This is a genomic window from Pseudomonas putida W15Oct28, from assembly GCF_000708715.2.
GTDB classification, from domain to species: Bacteria; Pseudomonadota; Gammaproteobacteria; order Pseudomonadales; family Pseudomonadaceae; genus Aquipseudomonas; species Aquipseudomonas putida_R.
Map to the genome: position 1 here is coordinate 87117 of NZ_JENB01000003.1, position 22562 is coordinate 109678.

General features: G+C 60.2%; 14 protein-coding genes and 4 pseudogenes. 14 read left to right on the top strand and 4 right to left on the bottom strand.

Going from position 1 to position 22562, the window contains the following annotated elements:
• Positions 1 to 143: 143 nt before the first annotated feature.
• Positions 144 to 1436: a PQQ-dependent sugar dehydrogenase gene (locus AK81_RS02850; protein ID WP_043196644.1), complete on the bottom strand. Its 1293-nt coding sequence runs from the start codon at positions 1434 to 1436 to the stop codon at positions 144 to 146.
• On the bottom strand, positions 1433 to 1861 hold the full coding sequence (locus tag AK81_RS02855) for a DUF2231 domain-containing protein (protein ID WP_043196645.1): 429 nt from the start codon (positions 1859 to 1861) through the stop codon (positions 1433 to 1435). The genes AK81_RS02850 and AK81_RS02855 overlap by 4 nt, the downstream gene beginning before the upstream one ends.
• A 269-nt stretch (positions 1862 to 2130) precedes the next feature.
• Between AK81_RS02855 and AK81_RS02860 the strand changes: the two genes are divergently transcribed.
• From AK81_RS02860 to AK81_RS02880, 5 genes and pseudogenes are all read left to right on the top strand, one after another.
• On the top strand, positions 2131 to 2430 hold the full coding sequence (locus AK81_RS02860) for a hypothetical protein (RefSeq protein WP_043196646.1): 300 nt from the start codon (positions 2131 to 2133) through the stop codon (positions 2428 to 2430).
• 479 nt (positions 2431 to 2909) lie between these two features.
• Positions 2910 to 4541, top strand: a pseudogene (locus AK81_RS02865) (T6SS effector BTH_I2691 family protein); the annotation flags it as partial.
• Positions 4542 to 4544: 3 nt separating this feature from the next.
• A pseudogene (locus AK81_RS27840) lies at positions 4545 to 5420 on the top strand (DUF6708 domain-containing protein); the annotation flags it as partial.
• On the top strand, positions 5415 to 8399 hold the full coding sequence (locus AK81_RS02875) for a T6SS effector BTH_I2691 family protein (RefSeq protein WP_043196752.1): 2985 nt from the start codon (positions 5415 to 5417) through the stop codon (positions 8397 to 8399). The pseudogene AK81_RS27840 and the gene AK81_RS02875, both read left to right, overlap by 6 nt.
• Before the next feature lie 2 nt (positions 8400 to 8401).
• Entirely contained in the window at positions 8402 to 9280 is an 879-nt protein-coding gene (locus AK81_RS02880) for a DUF6708 domain-containing protein (protein WP_043196647.1), read from the top strand.
• Here AK81_RS02880 and AK81_RS02885 read toward each other — a convergent pair.
• Positions 9267 to 10079 carry a class I SAM-dependent methyltransferase gene (locus tag AK81_RS02885; RefSeq protein WP_043196648.1) on the bottom strand — a complete coding sequence of 271 codons (813 nt, stop codon included), beginning with the start codon at positions 10077 to 10079 and terminating at the stop codon, positions 9267 to 9269. The genes AK81_RS02880 and AK81_RS02885 overlap by 14 nt on opposite strands.
• Positions 10080 to 10361: 282 nt before the next feature.
• Positions 10362 to 12548, bottom strand: coding sequence for an OsmC domain/YcaO domain-containing protein (locus AK81_RS02890; protein ID WP_043196650.1), 2187 nt, complete (start codon positions 12546 to 12548; stop codon positions 10362 to 10364).
• A 414-nt stretch (positions 12549 to 12962) separates the two neighbouring features.
• Between AK81_RS02890 and AK81_RS02895 the strand changes: the two genes are divergently transcribed.
• The 9 genes and pseudogenes from AK81_RS02895 to AK81_RS02935 all read left to right on the top strand — a co-directional run bounded on the left by AK81_RS02895 (position 12963) and on the right by AK81_RS02935 (position 22511).
• Positions 12963 to 13418, top strand: coding sequence for a (2Fe-2S)-binding protein (locus AK81_RS02895; RefSeq protein WP_043196651.1), 456 nt, complete (start codon positions 12963 to 12965; stop codon positions 13416 to 13418).
• Positions 13418 to 15667, top strand: a complete 2250-nt coding sequence (locus AK81_RS02900) for a xanthine dehydrogenase family protein molybdopterin-binding subunit (protein ID WP_043196652.1) — start codon at positions 13418 to 13420, stop codon at positions 15665 to 15667. Before AK81_RS02895 ends, AK81_RS02900 begins: the two co-directional genes overlap by 1 nt.
• 18 nt (positions 15668 to 15685) lie before the next feature.
• The gene (locus AK81_RS02905) at positions 15686 to 17029 is read left to right on the top strand and encodes a c-type cytochrome (protein WP_043196653.1); all 1344 of its coding nucleotides are present in this window, start codon (positions 15686 to 15688) and stop codon (positions 17027 to 17029) included.
• Positions 17030 to 17184: 155 nt separating this feature from the next.
• Complete coding sequence (locus AK81_RS02910) at positions 17185 to 18201, top strand: XdhC family protein (RefSeq protein WP_043196654.1); 1017 nt, start codon at positions 17185 to 17187, stop codon at positions 18199 to 18201.
• Between the two features lie 69 nt (positions 18202 to 18270).
• Positions 18271 to 20199: pseudogene (locus AK81_RS02915) on the top strand (T6SS effector BTH_I2691 family protein); the annotation flags it as partial.
• A gap of 2 nt (positions 20200 to 20201) precedes the next feature.
• Entirely contained in the window at positions 20202 to 21098 is an 897-nt protein-coding gene (locus tag AK81_RS27650) for a DUF6708 domain-containing protein (RefSeq protein WP_069375846.1), read from the top strand.
• Positions 21099 to 21142: 44 nt separating this feature from the next.
• Positions 21143 to 21361, top strand: a pseudogene (locus AK81_RS02925) (hypothetical protein); the annotation flags it as partial.
• Between the two features lie 2 nt (positions 21362 to 21363).
• A complete protein-coding gene (locus AK81_RS02930) occupies positions 21364 to 22257 on the top strand; it encodes a DUF6708 domain-containing protein (protein WP_060529661.1) in 894 nt (297 codons plus the stop codon).
• Positions 22254 to 22511 carry a PAAR domain-containing protein gene (locus AK81_RS02935; protein ID WP_043196658.1) on the top strand — a complete coding sequence of 86 codons (258 nt, stop codon included), beginning with the start codon at positions 22254 to 22256 and terminating at the stop codon, positions 22509 to 22511. The genes AK81_RS02930 and AK81_RS02935 overlap by 4 nt, the downstream gene beginning before the upstream one ends.
• The last annotated feature ends 51 nt before the right edge of the window (positions 22512 to 22562 follow it).

Sequence of the window (22562 nt, forward strand, 5' to 3'; positions counted from 1 at the left end):
ATCGCCGGCAAGCCGGGCTCCCACAGGGACAGCATGAGGCTTGAGGTTTGCGCCGTACCTGTGGGAGCCCGGCTTGCCGGCGATGGGCTGCGCAGCAGCCCCAAAGTGCGCGGGGAGACAGGGCAAGCTTTACAGGTAGTCATTCAGCGATTACGCGTCACCCGCCACACCGTATTGGCCAGGTCATCGGCAATGATCAACGCCCCACGCGGGTCCACGGTCACCCCCACCGGGCGCCCACGGGTCTTGCCATCCTCACCGCGAAAGCCCGTGGCAAAGTCGATTGGCTCGCCTGCCGGCCGGCCATTGCTGAACGGCACGAAAATCACCTTGTAGCCAACCGGATCAGGCCGGTTCCAGCTGCCGTGCTCGCCCACGAACACCCCGTCGGCAAAGCCCTTGCCCATGGCCGGGATCGAGAAGTCGACACCCAATGCAGCCACATGCGAGCCCAGGCTGTAGTCCGGTTTGATCGCTGCAGCGACCTTGTTCGGGTTTTGCGGCCGCACCCGATCATCTACATTCTGCCCCCAGTAGCTGTAAGGCCAACCATAGAAGCCACCTTCACGCACCGAAGTGAGGTAGTCGGGCACCAGGTCGGGGCCCAGTTCATCCCGCTCGTTGACCACCGTCCACAACTGCCCGGTCTGCGGTTGAATGGTCAATGCCGTCGGGTTGCGCAAGCCGGTGGCGTAGGGCCGGTGCGCGCCGGTTTCGGCATCGACCTGCCAGACCATCGCCCGATCGATCTCCACCTCCAGGCCGCGCTCGGTGATGTTGCTGTTCGAGCCTATCCCCACATACAGGTAACGACCATCCGGGCTGATCGTCAGCGCCTTGGTCCAGTGGTGGTTGATCTCGGCCGGCAGGTCGGTGACCTTGGAGGGCGGGCCGTCGGCCTGGGTCTGGCCTTCCTTGTAGTCGAAGCGCACCAGCGCATCCTGGTTGGCCACATACAGCTTGCCGTCGGCATAGGCCAACCCATACGGTGCATTGAGGTTTTCCGCGAACACGGTCTGCACCTCGTAGGTGCCATCGCCGTCGGCATCGCGCAACAAGGTCAGGCGGTTGCCACCCTTGACCTGCGTATTGCCCTTGGCCTTGATCTGGCTGGCGATCACATCCTTGGGCTTGAGCTTGGCCGCGCTGCCGCCCCTGCCCTCGGCCACCAGAATGTCGCCATTGGGCAGCACCAGGCTCTGCCGCGGAATCTTCAGGTCAGTGGCAATGGCCGTGACGCTGAAGCCCTCCGGCACGGTCGGCTTCTGCTCGCCCCACGCAATCGGCTGGGCAATCTTCATGCTAGGCAGCAACCCGCGCTGCGGCGCGGGCAACTTCGGGTCCGGGCCATGGGCCTGGGTTGCTTCGCCGTCGCCACCGCAGGCACCCAGCATCAGCGCCATGCTCAACAGGCTCAATGCATGCAAAGTCTTCATGCCGCACCTCCCGAACGCAGGTTGCTCAAGCCGGTCCAGGCAGCCACCACCGCGAGCAAAGTCACGATTACCGAGAGCACCAGCCCCGACGGCATCACCGCCCAGGCATCCTTGGCGTGCTCGAACGCATTGATCAGCCCAAGTACCCAGGTCACCAGCAGCAGCACAAAGTACAGCGTGGCGCGCCCGCCCTTGCGTTCGGCGCGGACCAGGTTGGCCAGCGCGAACAACAGCGCCAGCCCGCAGAACACCAAGGCACCGGCGATCAGCCAGGCCGCGAAGTTGCTCCACTGGATCTGGTAGCTGTTGAAGTAGGCGATGTCGCTCAGCAATGCGCCAAGGAATAACGGCACACTGCCCGCCAGCAGCAGGGCGTGCAGCGGGCTGGGCGTACAGCGGTAGAGGGTTTGGTCAGTAGCGGTCACAGTGCCTCCTTTTCATTCAGTGACCCAGGGGGCTGATGGGCTTGCGCCATCAGGTGAGCGCAGGGTGCGCTTAGCAAAGGAGCCCCTTCACGACGCGATAGTTCACCGCTTCGCTGGAATGAAATATCCTGCAAGGTATTGGATGCACGGCTGGCACATTCCCTGTGGAAGCGGGTTCATCGAGGCGTCGAACCGCCGCGAACACCGGCAAAGCCGATGCCACCCACTGCCTTAAGCTGTAGCGTCCCACTACTACCACGGAGACAACCATGAGCAGACAACCGATTCGCCCACACGCGTCCTGGGCGCTGGCCACCCTGCTCGCCCTCAGCCTGGCGCTCACCGCAGGCTGCTCCAGCAAATCCGGCAAGGCCCGCTACGCCACGCCTGCCGCAGGCTCCAATTGCTTCGCCAAAGCGGTGCCCACCACCGGCGAAGGTGGCCTGGCCTGGGGCGATACCCTGAGCATTGCCCGGCAGAAGTCCATGAACAATTGCATACGTTATGCCGGACGTTCGGGGGGCTCACCCAAGACTTGCCAAGTAGTGATGGCCAAATGCAAGAACTAAAAGTTTATAGAAATCTTAATAAGTAAGACAACTCCTACAGGAAAGAGCAAACTTTCCACTTACAAAACCACACCCGCGAAACACAAAAAACATTCAAATAAAATATTACACTTTCAGCCTCGACCAAGAAGGAGAAATCGAGGCATTGTCTTTCGCCTGCCTCTTAACAAGCCGATCATTTACTCACCTTCTAAAACAAGGAAGATATTTCCTGCAGCATAAGCATCAGCCAACTCCCTTCCAGTCTTTATCTGCACTGGAACAGGCCGTTCTACGCGTTTGGTCTTAAAAGACTGCTCTCTGAGCAAGGAACTCGCATGAGCAATGCTTCCGTTAGCAGTGCCACTTCCGGCCCCGCCTGTAGTGCACGCATCCCCATCCTGCCGGTGCGCTATGCCATCGTGCCACGCATCGGCGATTCCCCCGCCTGCCGCTATGCCGGTGCAGGTTTCAACCTGGAGCAAGGCTTCGCCCCGCTGCAACACCAGGACCTACGCTTCAAACGCCTGGAGCAATGGTTGGACCAGCACGACAGCCCGCTGTACACCGCCCTGGCGCCGTTCAACCCGTTCAAGGACAAGGCGGATTCGATCGGTTCTTTATTCGGCGCGAGCGACAACGTGATTGAAGGCTTGGTGGGTCGCTTCCCGGCCATGGCCGACATCACCGACCTCACCGCCCAGGCGGTGAATACCGTGGTGCTCAAGCGCCTGCGTGGGCAGACCCGCTGGGATGCCAGTCATGGTTTGCGTCAGCAGGTGCTGTTGGCGGCGCGTGAGGCGAATGCCGAGAAGGCGTTGGGGTTGTTGGCGGCGCGCTATCGAATCACCGAACAGGCCATCACGGACAATCCATTTAGCCAGGAGGTACAGAAGTATTTGAAGAGCGGCATGGCGCAGGTTGAGGAGATGAAACAACTGCGTATCTCGGGTAGCCGGACAATATCGATAGAACTGACCACCACTGCGCGAGTGAAGCCTAACTTTCTCGGGTTGCTTACAACGGGCGGTGGGGGTGGTTTGAACGCGGGGATGCTGTGGTTCAACATCTTATCGCTCAAGACGGCCTACAACAGCTTGCAGAAGAACAATGCACCGGAATACACCTTGGGCTTTGCTTCATCGATTTTCGGGGTGATCGGTGCAGCGGCGGCGACGATGGTCAGCGTGCGAGCAACGCAGAAGGCCGTGATGTTGAGATTGAGTCCGACCGCACCAGGCATGGCCTTTGGCAACGGGATTATCAAGTTCTTAAGTAGTAATCTGTTTGCGCGTTTAGCAGGTTACCCAGCGATAGCATTTAGCCTGTTCTCTGACTTCGCCAAGGCGTGGCGCCAGAACGAGAATGGAAACCAAGGTGCCGCTGCATACACGCTGGTAGGTGGATTAACGATGGCGCTTGGTTCCGCTGTCGTCCTCGAGGCTGGACTTGCCGTTGCGGGTGCAACCTCGATAGTGCCTTTTGCCGGATGGGCAGCGGCTGCCCTCGTCCTGGTAGGAGTAGCCATTATTGCAGGAGGCCTGTACCTACACGCCAAAGCACATGAGCGCCTTCACAGTCCTATTGAACTTTGGGCAGCACGCAGTATCTTCGGTAATCGCATTAACGATGGAGAAGTCCGCCCTGAAATCACTTTGGTCCATGATGAAAAACTACCTGCATTCCCATCGCTGAATGCGGAAATCAAAGCCTGGCACAATGAACATTATGGGCCAAAACTACTATCAGCCGAGCAAGCCTTGTCACTTGGCATAACTAAAGTCGACACCCGATGGCATCAGAATAATCACTGGTCCCCGCCGAACTGGACAGCTATCACACACAACGACGTAGCAACACCTCAACCAACCGTTGAGTTCACAGTGCTGCTACCAGGCTTCGCGCTAGGAATAAGCGAATGGGCTGGAAGCTTGAGCGCCCCTCGTGACGGTCTAGGAATGGACGTATTCCCAATTGCCCCAACTGGTCGCATCGTGGGTGCTGGATTGGTCCTGCATTTCGAGAACATGCTTGCCAACCAAAGTCATGTCTCACTGCATCTCGCTTACAGTGCCAACCAAGGGCTGGACGAAGGCACTGAGATCCAATCAATCTTTCGTCTGGAGCGCTGATCAGTGGCAACCATCTGGGTATTCAGCACCACATCCAACTCAGGTCATAAACCTGCAATCGGCGGACAGCTATTAAGCTCATCCCAAAATATTTTATGCCTGCGAAACCCTTGGGTAACAGACTCTGTATTCATGGGAAAACTATACTGCGCGATGATCATGGCGGTAATGTTCGGCTTCTACCCTGTACTGCTATCCGACAAGGCGTGGTCTCCATCTACTTTCAACCCCATCTTAATTGCCGGAACAGCGCTTGGGCCTTTCATTTTTCTTCCATTCCTTCTTTATCGATTGTATTTTATCAAAAGACTATCAAGTTTCTGCTTCAACCGATCAACCAAGAGGATTTACTACCAACGGTTGAGTAAAGTATTAGTTTTTGAGTGGAGCAATATCGGAGGGGGCATATTCAAACGCACCGAATACGGCGGGTCATCATTCAGCACCAGCTACGCCCTCGCCTTCGCCCCCCGCCGAGCGGATGGCAGCCTCCACCAAAAAGACTGCCTCTGGGTCGACAGCAACGACCCCACCGAACCCGGCGTCAAACATGTCGCCGAAGTGTGGGAATACCTTCGCCATTTCATGGACCACGGCCCGGACAAACTCCCCCCGCCCGGCGAACCCAACTGGTGGCACAAACCGCTGCACGCCATCTGCCTGACCCCGGCTGAGGCTTGGCGCCACTACGCCCCCTGGCGTACCGGCGAGCCCGGTGAAATGCAGGGCAAAAAGAACTGGCAACTGCCATTCTGGGCCGTACTGTTCCCCTACAACCTCACCGTCGCCATCTGCTGGTACGGCATCTGTCGCCTGTTCAATGTTCGCGTCGCGTCACCACCGCCTGAAGCGTTTGAGGAAAAGGAAGCGCGCATGACTAACGCCTCCGTCAGCAGTGCCACCTCCGGCCCTGCCTGCAGCGCACGGGTTCCTATCTTGCCAGTGCGCTATGCCATCGTGCCACGCATCGGCGATTCCCCCGCCTGCCGCTATGCCGGTGCAGGTTTCAACCTGGAGCAAGGCTTCGCCCCGCTGCAACACTCTGCCTACACCCTGCGCGCGTTGCGCCCGGGCTATGTCTACGTGTTCATGAAAGGCCCGAAGGGCGAAAAGCTGGTCATTCACGAGTACATTGGCGCGGGCCTTTACAAGGAGCTGCGCTACAAAGGGCTGGAGAACTACCACCTGCGTGAGCGTTACCTCTCCAGCCGGACCATGGGCTGGGTGTGGGCCGATACCTGCCCCGATACCGCCAAGGAAGTGTGGATCGGCTACAGCTCGCACCTGTGGACCAACGCCGTAACCGCCCGCATCACCGGCTCATCAGCCCTGCGCAAACGGCACATGCGCCAGTTGGACATGGCCGAACTGATCGCCGGCAACCAGGCACCGTCCACCCAGCCCCATGTGCTGCCAGTCGGTGCCCTGCAAACCTGGGTCGAAGACTTCAAGCCAACAGAACGGCGCATGCCGCTGACCTGGAGCAGCGACCCGGTCACCGAAACCTTTCCTATCGGCAACCTGGTCGCCGTGGCGCGTCACTACCCGTGGACCCAGCCGAAAGTGCCGGTGGTAGTAGCGCTCGCCGACGCCGAAGGCATGGCCCTGGACCTGAGCCTGTCGGTCTCGGCCTACCAGCATCAAATGCGCGACCTGATGCCCGCCGAGCAACTGGCACACACAAAGCCCGCGCAACCTCCCGAGCAGGAACGCGTGCCGGCATGCTACCGCCTGGATGCCGAGCAACTGAGCGTGCAAAGCCGCGATTTCCATCATCGCAACCTGGTGGGCATGCTGCTGAACAAGACGCTGGAAAGCATGTACCCGGCCGATGCACCTTCACCGGAACTGGCTGCATTCAGGCTTGGCACGGAGCGGCGCGGGCCTGCGCTGTCTGCGGCCGAGTCACATTTTCACGCCCTTACCCATGAAGATTACTCCCCCCACGGCGCGCGCCTGGCAAAGCGCATCGATATCGCCAAATACCGTCGCTTCCTCGCCGAGCGCGATGAGCTGGAACGACGTACTGCAGCGCTGCGCAACCTGGCCTTGCAAGCCAGTAGCGATCATGACGCCTGGCTGGCCACTGCCGAATCGAAACATATCGACAACCCCTACAGCCTGGCCGCCGCTTTGGCGTGTTACGACCGCGACGAACGCACCTCCGCCCGCGGTCTGGAAATCTCGCTGGCTTTGCTGATTCACCCGATGGGCCAGCCGACACCCGGCACCGAAGATCAGGACCGACGCTTCAAACGCCTGGAGCAATGGTTGGACCAGCAAGACAGCCCGCTTTACACCGCCCTGGCGCCGTTCAACCCGTTCAAGGACAAGGCTGATTCGACCGGCAGCTTGTTCGGCGCGAGCGACAACGTGATTGAAGGATTGGTGGGTCGCTTCCCGGCCATGGCCGACATCACCGACCTCACCGCCCAGGCGGTGAATACCGTGGTGCTCAAGCGCCTGCGTGGGCAGACACGGTGGGATGCCAGTCATGGTTTGCGTCAGCAGGTGCTGTTGGCGGCGCGTGAGGCGAATGCCGAGAAAGCGTTGGGGCTGTTGGCGGCGCGCTATCGAATCACCGAACAGGCCATCACGGACAATCCATTTAGCCAGGAGGTACAGAAGTATTTGAAGAGCGGCATGGCGCAGGTTCTGAAAGAGCTGCGCATTTCGGGGAACCGGACGGTCTCGATCGAACTGACCACCACCGCGCGGGTGAAACCGAAGTTTCTCGGGTTGCTTACAACGGGCGGTGGGGGTGGTTTGAACGCGGGGATGCTGTGGTTCAACATCTTATCGCTCAAGACGGCCTATAACAGCCTGCAGAAGAGCAATACACCGGAATACACCATGGGGTTCGCTTCATCGATTTTCGGGGTGATCGGTGCGGCGGCGGCGACGATGGTCAGCGTGCGGGCAACGCAGAAGGCTGTAGTGCTGAAAATAAGTTCAACTGCACCGGGCATGGCCTTTGGCAACGGGATTATCAAGTTCTTAAGCAGTAACCTGTTCGCGCGTTTAGCCGGATACCCTGCAATAGTATTCAGCTTGTTTTCCGATCTCTCCAAGGCAGAGCGACAGAGAGCAAACGGCAATCGAGCGGCTGCCGACTACACGATGACGGGTAGCTTAACCATGGCTGTTGGTTCCGCTGTCGTCCTCGAGGCAGGACTTGCCATTGCAGGCGCAACGTCAGTAGTACCGTTTGCCGGATGGGCAGCAGCCGCCCTTGTCCTCGTAGGCGTAGCCATCATTGCAGGAGGCCTCTACCTGCACGCCAAGGCACATGCGCACCTTCACAGCCCAATTGAGCTGTGGGCTGCACGTAGCGTCTTCGGGAATCGTATTAATGATGGAGAGTCACACCCTGGCATCACCTTGGACTATGAGCAGAAACTTCCTGCTTTCGCCTCGCTACAAGCCGAAATCAAAGCTTGGCACAACGAGCATTATGGGCCAAAACTGCTATCCGCCGAGCAAGCCCTGTCAATCGGTATAACTAAAGTCGACACTAAATGGCATCGGAATGACCACTGGTCTCCGCCCAACTGGACTGCTATTACACATAATGAAGTAGCCACACCTCAACCAACCGTTGAGTTCACGGTGCTACTGCCTGGCTTCAGGCTAGGCGTAAGCGAATGGTCAGGAGGTTTGAGCACCCAACGTGACGATCAAGGAATGCACGTATTCCCAGTCGCCCCGACCGGCCACATCGTAGGAGCTGGTTTGATTCTGCATTTCGAGAACACGCTGGCCAACCAAGATCATGTCTCACTGCATCTCGCTTACAGCGTCAATCAAGGGTTAGACGAAGACAATGAGACCCAATCAATCTTTCGTCTGGAGCGCTGATCATGGCAACCCTCTGGATATTTAGCTCAACCTCAGACTCCGGAAATAAGCCGGCCATTGGCGGACAGCTACTAAGCTTATCCGAAAACACATTATGCCTGCGAAACCCTTGGGTAACAGACTCAGTCTTCATGGGAAAGCTGTACTGTGCACTGACTATCATATTGATGATCGGCTTTTACCCCTCTTTACTATCCAGCGAAGCCTGGGATCCATACATGTTCAGCCATATCTTTATCATCAGCATAGTAATTGGACCTTTTATATTTCTTCCATTCTTGTTTTACCGAGTGTACTTTATAAACCGCTTATCAAGTTTTTGCCTCAACCGCTCAACCCAAAAAATCTACTACCAACGCCTGAGCAAAGTATTAGTGTTCGAGTGGAGCAATACCGGAGGGGGCATATTCAAACGCACCGAATACGGCGGCTCATCCTTCAGCAGCAGCTATGCCCTCGCCTTCGCCCCTCGCCGAGCGGATGGCAGTCTCCACCAGAAAGACTGCCTCTGGATCGACAGCAACGAACCCACCGAACCCGGCGTAAAGCACGTCGCTGAAGTCTGGGAATACCTGCGACACTTCATGGCCCACGGCCCGGACAAGCTCCCCCCACCCGGCGAACCCAATTGGTGGCACAAGCCACTCCACGCCATCTGCCTGACCCCGGCTGAAGCCTGGCGCCACTATGCCCCCTGGCGAACCGGCGAGCCCGGTGAAATGCAGGGCAAAAAGAACTGGCAACTGCCGTTCTGGGCCGTGCTGTTCCCTTACAACCTTACGGTCGCCATCGCTTGGTACTTCGTCTGCAAGCTTTTCAATGTCCGTGCAGCCCCCCCACCCGCGCAGGCATTGGAAGGAGCGCCTGCTAGCCCCGAATGACCACCACCTCAAGGTATTCGCTCGGCACCACCAACGACGATGGGCCAGCGACGTTGTTCTCCTCCAGCAACTGGGTCAGATCCCGCTCCAGCGCGCTGGCCGCCTCTGGCTCCAACGAGGCAAACGCCTTATGCACCGGCCCATACCAGGTGCGAAACACCTCGATGAAATGTGCCGCCGAGCGATAGCGGAAGTTGAACTGCTGACGACTGACTTTCAGCTCGCCGAGCGCCCCTTCGAACATCACGCGCAGCTGCTCCTCATCGCCCCAGCGCGAAGGCGGCAAGGCACCGGGAGGTGGCGGCACATGCCGCCCGAGGGTTTTGAACATCTGCCCGACGAAGCCTTGCGGAGTCCAGTTGGCCAGGCCGATGCGGCCACCGGGCCGGCACACCCGGGCCAGTTCGCGTGCGGCCTGGGCCTGGTCGGGGGCGAACATCACGCCGAAGGTGGAAAGCACGGCATCGAAGGTACCGTCGGCAAACGGCAACGCTTCGGCATCGGCGGCCTGGAACAGCACATTCAAGTGCTCGGCCCGCGCCCGCTCTTCGCCGCGCTTGAGCAGTTCGGGCACATAGTCGGTGGAGGTGACGCGACAGCCGCGCCGGGCAGCAGCCAGGGTGGCGTTGCCGTTGCCGGCAGCAACGTCCAGCACCTGTTCATCCCAGCGCAAGTCGCAGGCCTCGGCCAGGCGTTCGCCAACCAGTTGCAGGGTCGTGCCGATTACCGCGTAATCACCACTGGCCCAGGCGGCCTGCTGGCGGGCCTTCAAGGCATTGGTATCCAAAGGGGTGCTCATGGTCTGCGCCTTCTTGTCGTGCGCGGCCGAGGTCCTTCTGGCGGTCAACGCGCCATATATTGGGGGAGGAAAAATGTACGCGCCTGTCAGGCGAAGCGGAAAGACGCATTGGGGATAGCGCCAAGATCAAAGTGCTATATGAGGGATACCGGCCAATCGCCGGCAAGCCAGCTCCCACAAGTTCAACAAAACGCTCAAGAACGGTGCAGTACCTGTGGGAGCTGGCTTGCCGGCGATGAGGCCGGTACAGCCAGCACAAAACAACGAGTGGGGCAGCTGCTATCAGGCGAATTTGGCCCGGGCTGCGTGCAGCTTCTTGTAACTCTCGATCAGGCGCAGGTGGCGATCAAGGCCTTCGAGCTTCATGCTGGTCGGGGTCAGGCCATGGAAGCGCACGCTGCCGTCCAGCGAACCCAGCACTGCGTCCATGCGCGCATTGCCAAACATGCGGCGGAAGTTGGCTTCGTAGTCGTCCATCTCCAGTTCGTCATCCAGCTGCACTTCCAGCACCACGTTCAGCGCCTGGTAGAACAGGCCACGCTCGACGGTGTTGTCGTTGAACTGCAGGAACGCCTCGACGAGTTCCTTGGCATCCTCGAAACGCTGCACCGCCAGGCAGATCAGCAGCTTCAGCTCAAGAATGGTCAACTGGCCCCACACCGTGTTCTCGTCGAACTCCACACCAATCAGCGTGGTGATGGTGGTGTAGTCATCCACATCGCAGTTGTCCAGGCGCTTGAGCAGCAGCTTGAGGGGGCGGCTTTCGAGGCTGTGCAGGTTGAGGATGTCGGCGCGGAACGACAGGGCGCGGTTGGTGTTGTCCCAGATCAGGTCCTCGACCGGGTAGATTTCCGAGTAGCCCGGCACCAGGATACGGCAGGCAGTCGCGCCAAGGTTGTCGTACACCGCCATGTACACTTCCTTGCCCAGGTCTTCGAGAATGCCGAACAGGGTTGCGGCCTCCTGCACGTTGGAATCCTCGCCATGGCCGGAGAAGTCCCACTCGACGAACTCGAAGTCGGCCTTGGCGCCGAAGAAGCGCCACGACACCACGCCACTGGAGTCGATGAAGTGCTCGACGAAGTTGTTCGGCTCAGTCAGCGCATGGCTTTCGAAGGTCGGCTGCGGCAGGTCGTTCAGGCCTTCGAAGCTACGGCCCTGCAGCAGTTCGGTGAGGCTGCGCTCCAGCGCCACTTCAAGGCTCGGGTGGGCGCCGAATGAGGCGAACACGCCACCGGTGCGCGGGTTCATCAAGGTCACGCACATCACCGGGAACTCGCCACCCAGCGAAGCATCCTTGACCAGCACCGGGAAGCCCTGCTCTTCCAGGCCCTGAATACCCGCGACGATTGCCGGGTACTTGGCCAACACCTCCTGCGGGACGTCTGGCAGGCACAGCTCACCTTCGAGGATCTCGCGCTTCACGGCGCGCTCGAAGATTTCCGACAGGCATTGCACCTGCGCCTCGGCCAGGGTATTGCCGGCGCTCATGCCGTTGCTGAGGAACAGGTTTTCGATCAGGTTGGACGGGAAGTACACCACCTGCTGGTCGGACTGGCGCACGAACGGCAGCGAGCAGATACCGCGGGCAGTATTGCCCGAGTTGGTATCGTACAGGTGCGAACCACGCAGCTCGCCGTCCGGGTTGTAGATTGCCAGGCAATGCTCGTCGAGGATCTCGGCCGGCAGCGCATCGCGCGGGCCAGGCTTGAACCACTGCTCGTTCGGGTAGTGCACGAACGGCGCGTTGGCCAGCTCTTCGCCCCAGAACTGGTCGTTGTAGAAGAAGTTGCAGTTCAGGCGTTCGATGAACTCGCCCAGCGCCGAGGCCAGCGCCGCTTCCTTGGTTGCACCCTTGCCGTTGGTGAAGCACATCGGCGACTGGGCATCGCGCACATGCAGCGACCATACGTTGGGCACGATGTTGCGCCACGAAGCGATCTCGATCTTCATCCCCAGCCCGGCGAGGATGCCCGACATGTTGGCGATGGTCTGCTCCAGCGGCAGGTCCTTGCCTGGGATGTAGGTGCTGCTGTCCGCCACCGGCATCAACAGGCCCTGAGCGTCGGCATCGAGGTTGTCGACCACTTCGATCACGAATTCGGGGCCGGTCTGCACCACCTTTTTAACCGTGCAGCGGTCGATGGAGCGCAGGATGCCCTGGCGGTCCTTCTCGGAAATGTCCTCAGGCAGTTCGACCTGGATCTTGAAGATCTGGTTGTAGCGGTTTTCCGGGTCGACAATGTTGTTCTGCGACAGGCGAATGTTCTCGGTGGGGATGTCGCGGGCCTGGCAGTACAGCTTGACGAAGTAAGCCGCGCACAAGGCCGAAGACGCCAGGAAATAGTCGAACGGGCCTGGGGCCGAACCATCGCCTTTGTAGCGGATCGGTTGGTCGGCGATCACCGTGAAGTCGTCGAACTTGGCTTCGAGACGGAGATTGTCGAGAAAATTGACCTTGATTTCCATGCGGGATTACCGTGATTTAAGCGTGTAAAACGAAATTGGCCGGCATTATCCGGGTTTTCACCCCGGAAGTCCTCCTTGCATCCGAACGCGGTCCTTTTTGTGGGAGCGGCCTTGCGTCGCGAAAGGGCCGCGAAGCGGCCCCAGGCTCTCTGTAGCATGCAAGATTACCGGGGCCGCTCTGCGGCCCTTTCGCGACGCAAGGCCGCTCCCACAGGTACACCACTCGCCCCAGGTAAAAGGGCCGGCGCAAGGTGGCTTGCGCATTCCACCGGATTGCTTGCCTGATCCTCTGAACCTGCCCACGCCTCCAGACCAGTGGTCATCCCCCTGTGCTAGCGTTTCTTCTCTGGGGAACAACGTATTCCCCGCACATAAAAAACACAGCGACAGCAACCGATGACTGGCAGGTGAACCATGGAACTACGCATCAACCAGAAGACCTACCAGGTCGAGGCGGACGCCGATACGCCCTTGCTGTGGGTGATTCGCGATGACCTGGGGCTGACCGGCACCAAGTATGGCTGCGGCCTGGCACAGTGCGGCGCCTGTTCGGTGCTGGTGGACGGCAACGTGGTCCGCGCTTGCGTCACCCCGGTGGCCGGTGTGGTGGGGCGCGAGGTCACCACCATCGAGGCAATCGAAGCCGATGCCGTCGGCAAGCGGGTGGTTGCGGCCTGGGTCGAGCACCAGGTGGCCCAGTGCGGCTACTGCCAGTCTGGCCAGGTCATGGCCGCCACGGCGTTGCTCAAGCACACCCCCAAGCCCAGTGATGCGCAGATCGACGCGGCCATGGTCAACCTGTGCCGCTGCGGCACCTACAACGCCATTCATGCTGCCATGCATGACCTGGCCCAAGGGGAGCAGGCCTGATGAACACGCCAGTTGATTCCCCCGCTGAACTGCTCAAGTTGCAACTGGGCGAAACCGTCAACCTGTCGCGCCGGCGCTTTCTTGCCGGCACCGCAGTCGGTGCCCTGGTACTGGGTTTCGGCCTGCCCATGGGCTCGGCCCGCGTGCAGGCCGCGGCCACAGCAACCGCAGAGCGCGGCACCCAGGTGCCGGCGTTTCTGGAGATTCGCCCAGACGGCACGGTGCGCCTGCTAAGCCCCTTCATGGAAGGCGGGCAAGGCCCCTTCACCGCCATGGCGCAGATTGTGGGTGAAGAGCTGGATGTCGACCCCGTCAACTTCGTGGTCGATAGCGCACCACCGGGCGAAGCCTATGTAGTGATGGAAAACGGCATGCGCATCACTGGTGGCAGCATGTCGGTGCGCATGAGCTACCCGACCATGCGCCGCCTGGGCGCCCTTGCCCGGGCCATGCTGCTGCAGGCGGGCGCCGAACAGCTGGGGGTGCCGGTCGACGAGCTCTCGACCACACCAGGAAACGTAGTACATACCACGACTGGGCGCTCGATACCCTACGGTGAACTCGCCGGGCGCGCCATGGACCTGCCAGTGCCCGACCCGGCCAGTGTCAAGCTGCGCGACCCCAGCCAGTTTCGCTGGATCGGCAAGCCCGTGCGCCGCCTGGATGCCTACGACAAGTCCACCGGCAAGGCACAGTACTGCATCGACATAAAGGTCGACGGCATGCTCCACGCCGCCGTGCAGCACGCGCCACGCCTGGGCATGACCGTGGGCAGCCTGCGCAACGAAGAGCAGGTCAAGGCCATGAAAGGCGTGCATTCGGTGCATCAGTTGCCAGGCGCCGTGGCGGTGGTGGCCGAGCGCTGGTGGCACGCCAAGCGTGCGGCGGAGGCGATTCAGGTTGACTGGCAAGAGCCGACCGCCGACAGCAAGGTGCGGCCGATGCCGGCCGATTTCTCCAGCGACGCCTGGCGTGAACACCTCGCCACGGTCGAAGGCCCGGCCCGTGATGACGAAAACGAAGGCGATATCGCCGGCGCCTTGAGCAATGCCAAAACTACGATCGAGGCCAGCTACCACAACCAGTACCTGAACCATGCCCAGCTGGAACCACCGTCCGCCCTCGCCCGCTTCAACCCGGACGGCACCCTGGACGTCTGGCTGCCCAACCAGGCCCCGGACATGTTCCGTGACGACATTGCCAAGCGCACCGGCCTGGAGCCTGCGCAGATCAACCTGCACTCGCCGCTGCTGGGCGGCTTCTTTGGCCGCCACTTCCTGTACGACTCGGCCAACCCCTACCCGCAGGCTATTGCCTTGGCCAAAGCGGTTGGCCGGCCGGTAAAACTCATCTGGAGCCGCGAAGAGGAATTCCTGCGTGATGTGCTGCGCCCGGTCGCAGTGGTGAAGTTCCGCGCCGGGCTGGATGCCGACGGCATGCCGGTGGCGCTCGAGGCAGTAAGCGCCACCGAAGGCCCAACCGAGGCCCTTGCTGGCAAGCAAGGGGATAAGATCGACCCGACCGCGCTTGAGGGGCTGTCAGGCAAGTCGTACGCCATCGCCAACAAACGCATCGCCCAGATCTACGTCAAAGGCCCGGCCATGCTTGGCTACTGGCGCTCGGTGGGCAACTCGCTGAACGACTTCTTCTATGAATCGTTCCTTGATGAACTGGCCGACAAAGGCGGCAAGGACCCGTTCGAGCTACGCCTGCACCTGCTGCGCGACAACCCGCGCCTGACCAACCTGCTGAACGCGGTCGCCGAGTTGTCCGGTGGCTGGAAGCGCGGGCCGTTCACCGCCGAGGATGGCAGCAAACGGGCACGCGGCGTGGCCATGGCCTCACCGTTCGGCTCGGAGGCGGCCGTCATCGCCGAGGTATCGATCGAGAACGGCCAGGTCAAGGTGCACGACATCTGGCAGGCCATCGACCCGGGCAGCATCGTCAACCCGGCGATCATCGAGCACCAGGTCAACGGCGCGGTTGCCCTTGGCCTGTCGCAGACGCTGGTGGAAGAAGCGGTATACGTGGATGGCAAACCGCGCGCGCGCAACTACGACCTGTACCCGATCCTGCCGCCCTCGCGCATGGCCCGGGTGCATGTGCGCATTGTCGAAAGCGGGGCGAAGATGGGCGGTATCGGTGAGCCACCGCTACCCGCCGTGGCCCCGGCAGTGGCCAACGCGGTCGCGCAGCTTACCGGGCAGCGCGTACGCAGCCTGCCACTGAGCCGCCATACCTTCAGCTGATCGCACAAGGGACGCCCCATGACCCATCGTTTCGCAAGAACCGCTGGCTGGCTGGCACTGCCGTGCCTGGTCGCGGCAGGCCTGCTGGCCTGGTATGTCACCCGTGAGCCGGCCTCGCCGTTAGCCGACGCACAGGCCACTGCCGCTGACCCGGCACTGATCAGCCGCGGCGAGTACGTTGCCCGCCTCAGTGACTGTGTTGCCTGCCACAGCCTGCCGGAAGGCAAACCGTTCGCTGGCGGGCTTGAGATGGCCACCCCGCTGGGGGCCATCCACGCCACCAATATCACCCCCGATCGCGACAGCGGAATCGGCAGCTACAGCCTGGCCGATTTCGACCGTGCCGTGCGCCAGGGTGTCGCGCCCGGTGGTCGACGGCTGTACCCGGCCATGCCCTACCCGTCCTACGCCAAGCTCAGCGATGACGATGTAAAGGCGCTATACGCGTTCTTCATGCACGGCGTGCAACCGGTGCAGCAGGCCAACCTGGCCAGCGACATCCCCTGGCCATTGAACCTGCGCTGGCCAATCGCCTTGTGGAATGGCCTGTTCGCCGCCACCACGCCTTACGCCGACAAGCCCGGGCAGGATGCGCAGTGGAACCGGGGTGCCTACATCGTTCAGGGGCCCGGCCACTGCGGCAGCTGCCATACCCCACGCGGCCTGGCCTTCAACGAAAAGGCCCTGGATGAAGGCGGCAAGCCGTTCCTGGCAGGTGCCCTGCTCGACGGCTGGTACGCACCGAGCTTGCGCACCGACCACAACACCGGGCTGGGGCGCTGGAGCGAGGCAGAAATCGCCCAGTTCCTGAAAACCGGGCGCAACCGGCATGCCGTGGTGTTCGGCTCGATGACCGAGGCGTTCAACAACTCCACGCAGTTCATGCATGACGATGACCTGGCCGCCATTGCCCACTACCTGAAATCACTGCCCGGCGACCCACAGCGTGACGGCGCGCCATGGCAATACCAGGCCGAATCGGCAGCGGCACGGCTCGACAGCCCGGGGGCGCATACTTACGTGACCCGCTGCGCGTCTTGCCACGGCGTGGACGGCAAAGGCCAGGCCGAATGGATGCCGCCATTGGCCGGGGCTACCTCGGCATTGGCGAAAGAAGATGCCTCGGCGATCAACATCACCTTGAACGGCTCGCAGCGGGTGGTAACGGCGGGGTTACCCGATGCCTACCGCATGCCGGCCTTTCGCGAGCAGTTGAGTAACCAGGAAATTGCCGAGGTGCTGAGCTTCGTGCGCACTGCGTGGGGGAACCAAGGTGGTGCGGTGGATGCGCAGGCGGTAGGCAAGTTGCGTGGGCATACCGACCCGGCCAGCAGCAGCCCGATCATCCTGCATATGCGCTGAGTAGCCGTGGTTCATGCACCGGCCTCTTCGCGGGCACGCCCGCTCCCACAGGATCCCTGACACTTTCAGGCCCTGCGAAATACCTGTGGGAGCGGGCGCGCCCGCGAAGAGGCCGGTACAGCCACCCTTGAACATCAGGCTTTGATGGAACCCCTATGGAAAGCATCGACCTGCTAGTCCTGCGCACCACCCGAGACTGGCTCGCCGCTGGTCACCGTGTCCTGCTGGCCACGGTCGCCCGCACCTGGGGCTCCTCCCCGCGCCCGGTCGGCTCGATGATGGCCTTGCGCAGCGACGGCCGCGTGGCCGGCAGTGTCTCCGGCGGCTGCATCGAAGACGACCTCATCCACCGCTACACCACCGCACGCGGCGGCCCCGGCATGCCCGATGGCCTGCCTCAGGTGGTACGTTACGGCGTCAGCGCCGACGAGGCCCACCGCTTTGGCCTGCCCTGTGGTGGCACCCTTGAACTGGTGCTGGAATTCGCCCCGGCACTGGCGCACCTGGACCAACTGCTGGCCTGCCTCGACCGCGGAAGCCTGGTGCGCCGTGACCTGAACCTTCGCAATGGCGAAGCCAGCCTCTGTGCCACCGGCACACCCGAACTGTTCAGCTTCGACGGCCAGCGCATGCTCAGCACCCTCGGCCCCGGCTACCGCCTGCTGCTGATCGGTGCCGGGGCCTTGGCCGAGTACCTCGCTACCATGGCGCTGTTCAACGGTTTCAGCGTTTCGCTGTGCGACCCGCGCCCGGAGTACACGGCCGGCTGGAATGTGGCCGGGGTCACCCTGCTGCCTGGCATGCCGGACGACGTGGTCCGCGCCTTCACCGCAGACGTTCGCAGCGCCATCGTCGCGGTCAGTCATGATCCCAAACTGGACGACCTGGCCCTGCTCGAAGCCTTGCACACCCCTGCGTTCTACATCGGAGCCATCGGCTCGCGGCGCAACAGCCAGCTGCGCCGCGAGCGCCTGATCCAACACTTCGGCGAAAGCGAAGCCTCGCTGCAGCGCCTGCACGGCCCGATAGGCATCTACATTGGCAGCAAGACGCCGGCCGAGATCGCCGTCAGCGTCATGGCCGAAATCCTCGCGGCAAAGAACGACGTCACCCTGCCCGGTGCGGTCAACGTGACCCAAGCCAAGCTAACCCGAGAAGCCTCGCATCGGTGATTCCTGCTGGCGCGATCTCATTGTGGGAGCGGCCTTGCCGGGGCGCCGGACCGGTCGGAAAGGGCCGCTTACTCCCCCCACGGCGCGCGCCTGGCAAAGCGTATCGATATCGCCAAATACCGGCGATTCCTCGCCGAACGCGATGAGCTGGAACGGCGTATTGCAGCCCTGCGCAACCTGGCCTTGCAAGCCAGTAGCGATCATGACGCCTGGCTGGCCACTGCCGAATCGAAACATATCGACAACCCCTACAGCCTGGCCGCCGCCCTGGCGTGTTACGACCGCGACGAACGCACCTCCGCCCGCGGTCTGGAAATCTCGCTGGCTTTGCTGATTCACCCGATGGGCCAGCCGACACCTGGCACCGAGGAGCATGACCGACGCTTCAAACGCCTGGAGCAATGGTTGGACCAGCACGACAGCCCGCTTTACACCGCCCTGGCGCCGTTCAACCCGTTCAAGGACAAGGCGGATTCGATCGGCAGCTTGTTCGGCGCGAGCGACAACGTGATTGAAGGATTGGTGGGTCGCTTCCCGGCCATGGCCGAGATCACCGACCTCACCGCCCAGGCAGTCAATACCGTGGTGCTCAAGCGCCTGCGTGGGCAGACACGCTGGGATGCCAGTCATGGTTTGCGTCAGCAGGTGCTGTTGGCGGCACGTGAGGCGAATGCCGAGAAGGCGTTGGGGCTGTTGGCAGCGCGCTATCGAATCACCGAGCAGGCCATCACGGACAATCCATTTAGCCAGGAGGTGCAGAAGTATTTGAAGAGCGGCATGGCGCAGGTTGAGGAGATGAAACAACTGCGCATCTCGGGTAGCCGAACGATATCGATAGAACTGACCACCACCGCGCGGGTGAGACCTAACTTTCTCGGGTTACTCACCTCGGGCGGTGGGGGCGCTTTGAACGCGGGAATGCTGTGGTTCAACATCTTATCGCTCAAGACGGCCTATAACAGCCTGCAGAAGAGCGATGCACCGGAATACACCTTGGGCTTTGCTTCATCGATTTTCGGTGTGATCGGTGCAGCGGCGGCGACGATGGTCAGCGTGCGGGCAACGCAGAAGGCTGTAATGCTGAGGTTAAGTTCGACAGCACCAGGGATGGCCTTTGGTAACGGAGTTATCAAGTTCTTAAACAGTAACCTGTTCGCGCGTTTAGCCGGATATCCTGCAATAGTATTCAGCTTGGTTTCCGATATCTTCAAAGCAAGGCGTCAGAGAGCGCACGGTAATCAAGCGGCTGCCGACTACACTTTGACTGGTGGCTTCACCATGGCTGTTGGTTCTGCTGTCGTCCTCGAAGCGGGACTTGCCGTTGCGGGCGCGACTACATTAGTACCCTTTGCCGGATGGGCCGCAGCTGCCCTTGTCCTCGTAGGCGTAGCCATTATTGCAGGAGGTCTCTACCTACACGCCAAAGCACATGAGCATCTCCACAGCCCAATTGAGTTGTGGGCAGCACGCAGCGTCTTCGGCAATCGTAATAACGATGGAGAGTCGCACCCTGGCATCAACTTGGACTATGAGCAGAAACTTCCTGCTTTTGCTTCGCTACAAGCCGAAATCAAAGCTTGGCACAATGAGCACTACGGGCCGAAACTACTGTCCGCCGAGCAGGCCCTGTCACTCGGCATAACTAAAGTCGATACCCGATGGCATCAGAATAATCTCTGGTCTCCGCCAAACTGGACCGCTATCACACATAACGAAGTAGCCACACCTCAACCAACTGTGGAGTTCACAGTGCTACTGCCTGGCTTCAGGCTAGGCGTAAGCGAATGGTCAGGGAGCTTGAGCGCCCTCCGTGATGGCCAAGGAATAGACGTTTTCCCAATCGCCCCAACCGGCCACATCGTAGGTGCTGGTTTGGTTCTGCATTTCGAGAGCACGCTAACCAACCAAAATCATGTCTCACTGCATCTCGCTTACAGCGCCAATCAAGGGTTGGACGAAAACAATGAAACCCTGTCAATTTTTCGTTTGGAACGCTGACCATGGCAACCATCTGGGTATTCAATTCAACGTCAGATTCAGGGCATAAACCCGCTATTGGCGGACAACTACTAAAAGCATGTAGAAACAACTTACACTTAAGAAACCCTTGGGTAACAAACTCTGTTTTCATGGGAAAATTGTACTGCGCATCGATCCTGATAGTAATGATCGGCATCTACCCTTCCTCTTTTTTCTCAAGTGACGCCTGGAACCCGCACACATTTGACCCAATACTTACTATCGGATTCGCACTCACGCCTTTCTTATTCCTCCCCTTCCTCATCTACCGGATATTTCTCATAAAGGGTTTATCTAACATCCACTTCAACCGATCAACACGAAAGATTTACTATCAACGACTGAACAAGGTATTGGTTTTTGATTGGGACAATATGGGCGGGGGTATTTTCAAGCGTGTTGAGTTTGGCGGCTCATCATTCAGCACCAGCTACGCCCTCGCCTTCGCCCCTCGCCGAGAAGACGGCAGCCTCCACCAGAAAGACTGCCTCTGGGTCGACAGCAACGAACCCACCGAGCCCGGGGTCAGACACGTCGCCGAAGTGTGGGAGTACCTCCGCCATTTCATGGACCACGGCCCGGACAAACTCCCCCCGCCCGGTGAACCCAACTGGTGGCACAAACCGCTGCACGCCATCTGCCTGCCCCCGGCAGAGGCCTGGCGCCACTACGCCCCCTGGCGTACCGGTGAGCCCGGTGAAATGCAGGGCAAAAAGAACTGGCAACTGCCATTCTGGGCCGTGCTGTTCCCCTACAACCTCACCGTCGCCATCTGCTGGTACGGCATCTGTCGCCTGTTCAATGTTCGCGTCGCGTCACCACCGCCTGAAGCGTTTGAGGAGCGCCCGGCACATTCGGGCAGAAGGAAGCGTGCATGACTAACGCCTCCCTCAGCAGTGCCACCTCCAGCCCTGCCTGCTGCGCACAATGGACAGGGAGCTTGAGCACTCTCCGTGACGACCAAGGAATGAACGTATTCCCAATCTCCCCAACCGGCCACATCGTACGTGCTGGTTTGGTTCTGCATTTCGAGAACACGCTGGCCAACCAAAATCATGTCTCACTGCATCTCGCTTACAGCGCCAATCAAGGGTTGGGCGAAGGCAATGAGATCCTCGCAACTTTTCATCTGGAACCCTGACCATGGCAACCATCTGGATATTCAGTTCAACGTCAGACTCTGGGCACAAACCTGCAATCCGGGGGCAACTGGCAAACGTTTCCGAGAATACTTTATGCCTACGAAACCCATGGGTAACAGACTCAGTTTTCATGGGGAAGCTGTACTGCGCAATCACCACAGCACTGATTGTTGTCATTTACCCTTATTTGCTAACCAGCGAAGCCTGGAACCCGTACACCTTCAGCTATACCTTCATCATCCTCAATGTGATTGGACCCTTCATTTTCCTCCCATTTTTAGCCTATCGAATATATTTCATAAAGCGCTTATCAAGCATATGCTTCAACCGATCAACTCAGAAGATTTACTATCAACGCTTGAGCAAGTTATTTATCTTTGAATGGGCCGATACCGGAGGCGGCCTTTTCAAACGCACCGAATACGGCGGCTCATCTTTCAGCACCAGCTATGCCCTCGCCTTCGCCCCTCGCCGAGAAGACGGCAGCCTCCACCAGAAAGACTGCCTCTGGGTCGACAGCAACGACCCCACCGAGCCCGGGGTCAGACACGTCGCCGAAGTGTGGGAGTACCTCCGCCATTTCATGAACCACGGCCCGGACAAGCTCCCCCCACCCGGCGAGCCCAATTGGTGGCACAAGCCACTGCATGCCATCTGTCTGACCCCGTCGGAAGCCTGGCGCCACTACGCCCCTTGGCGTACCGGCGAGCCCGGTGAAATGCAGGGCAAAAAGAACTGGCAACTGCCGTTCTGGGCCGTGCTGTTCCCCTACAACCTCACGGTTGCCGTCTGTTGGTACTTCATCTGCAAACTGTTCAACGTCCGAGCAGCAACCCCGCCCGCAGCAGCCTTTGAAGAAGCCCCTGGTCAACCGAAAAAAAGGAAGCGCAAATGAGACCCATCGTACTTGTAGGCCATCGTCACAGCTGCCCGCTCCATGGCGAAGGCACCGTGGAAACAGGCGCAAGCGCAACATTTGTGGATGGCAGGGCCGTCGCACGGGTGGGCGACCGCATCAGTTGCGGCGCCGTCATCGAAACTGGCGCAGCCTGCACGATGATCGAAGGCCAGCCAGCGGCAAGGGAGGGAGACACTACCAGCCACGGAGGGACTTTGATCGAGGGGGACCAGGGCTGGCTCATTGATTGAAAGAAAATCCCAGCCACTGAGATGAGCCCGGTTAAACGCCAGACATCAAAC

Coding starts and splice junctions, on each gene's coding strand:
- AK81_RS02910 (WP_043196654.1), top strand. CDS start 17,185: ATGGAAAGCATCGACCTGCTAGTCCTGCGCACCACCCGAGACTGGCTC.
- AK81_RS02880 (WP_043196647.1), top strand. CDS start 8,402: ATGGCAACCCTCTGGATATTTAGCTCAACCTCAGACTCCGGAAATAAG.
- AK81_RS02860 (WP_043196646.1), top strand. CDS start 2,131: ATGAGCAGACAACCGATTCGCCCACACGCGTCCTGGGCGCTGGCCACC.
- AK81_RS02905 (WP_043196653.1), top strand. CDS start 15,686: ATGACCCATCGTTTCGCAAGAACCGCTGGCTGGCTGGCACTGCCGTGC.
- AK81_RS02930 (WP_060529661.1), top strand. CDS start 21,364: ATGGCAACCATCTGGATATTCAGTTCAACGTCAGACTCTGGGCACAAA.
- AK81_RS02895 (WP_043196651.1), top strand. CDS start 12,963: ATGGAACTACGCATCAACCAGAAGACCTACCAGGTCGAGGCGGACGCC.
- AK81_RS02875 (WP_043196752.1), top strand. CDS start 5,415: ATGACTAACGCCTCCGTCAGCAGTGCCACCTCCGGCCCTGCCTGCAGC.
- AK81_RS02900 (WP_043196652.1), top strand. CDS start 13,418: ATGAACACGCCAGTTGATTCCCCCGCTGAACTGCTCAAGTTGCAACTG.
- AK81_RS02885 (WP_043196648.1), bottom strand. CDS start 10,079: ATGAGCACCCCTTTGGATACCAATGCCTTGAAGGCCCGCCAGCAGGCC.
- AK81_RS27650 (WP_069375846.1), top strand. CDS start 20,202: ATGGCAACCATCTGGGTATTCAATTCAACGTCAGATTCAGGGCATAAA.
- AK81_RS02850 (WP_043196644.1), bottom strand. CDS start 1,436: ATGAAGACTTTGCATGCATTGAGCCTGTTGAGCATGGCGCTGATGCTG.
- AK81_RS02890 (WP_043196650.1), bottom strand. CDS start 12,548: ATGGAAATCAAGGTCAATTTTCTCGACAATCTCCGTCTCGAAGCCAAG.
- AK81_RS02935 (WP_043196658.1), top strand. CDS start 22,254: ATGAGACCCATCGTACTTGTAGGCCATCGTCACAGCTGCCCGCTCCAT.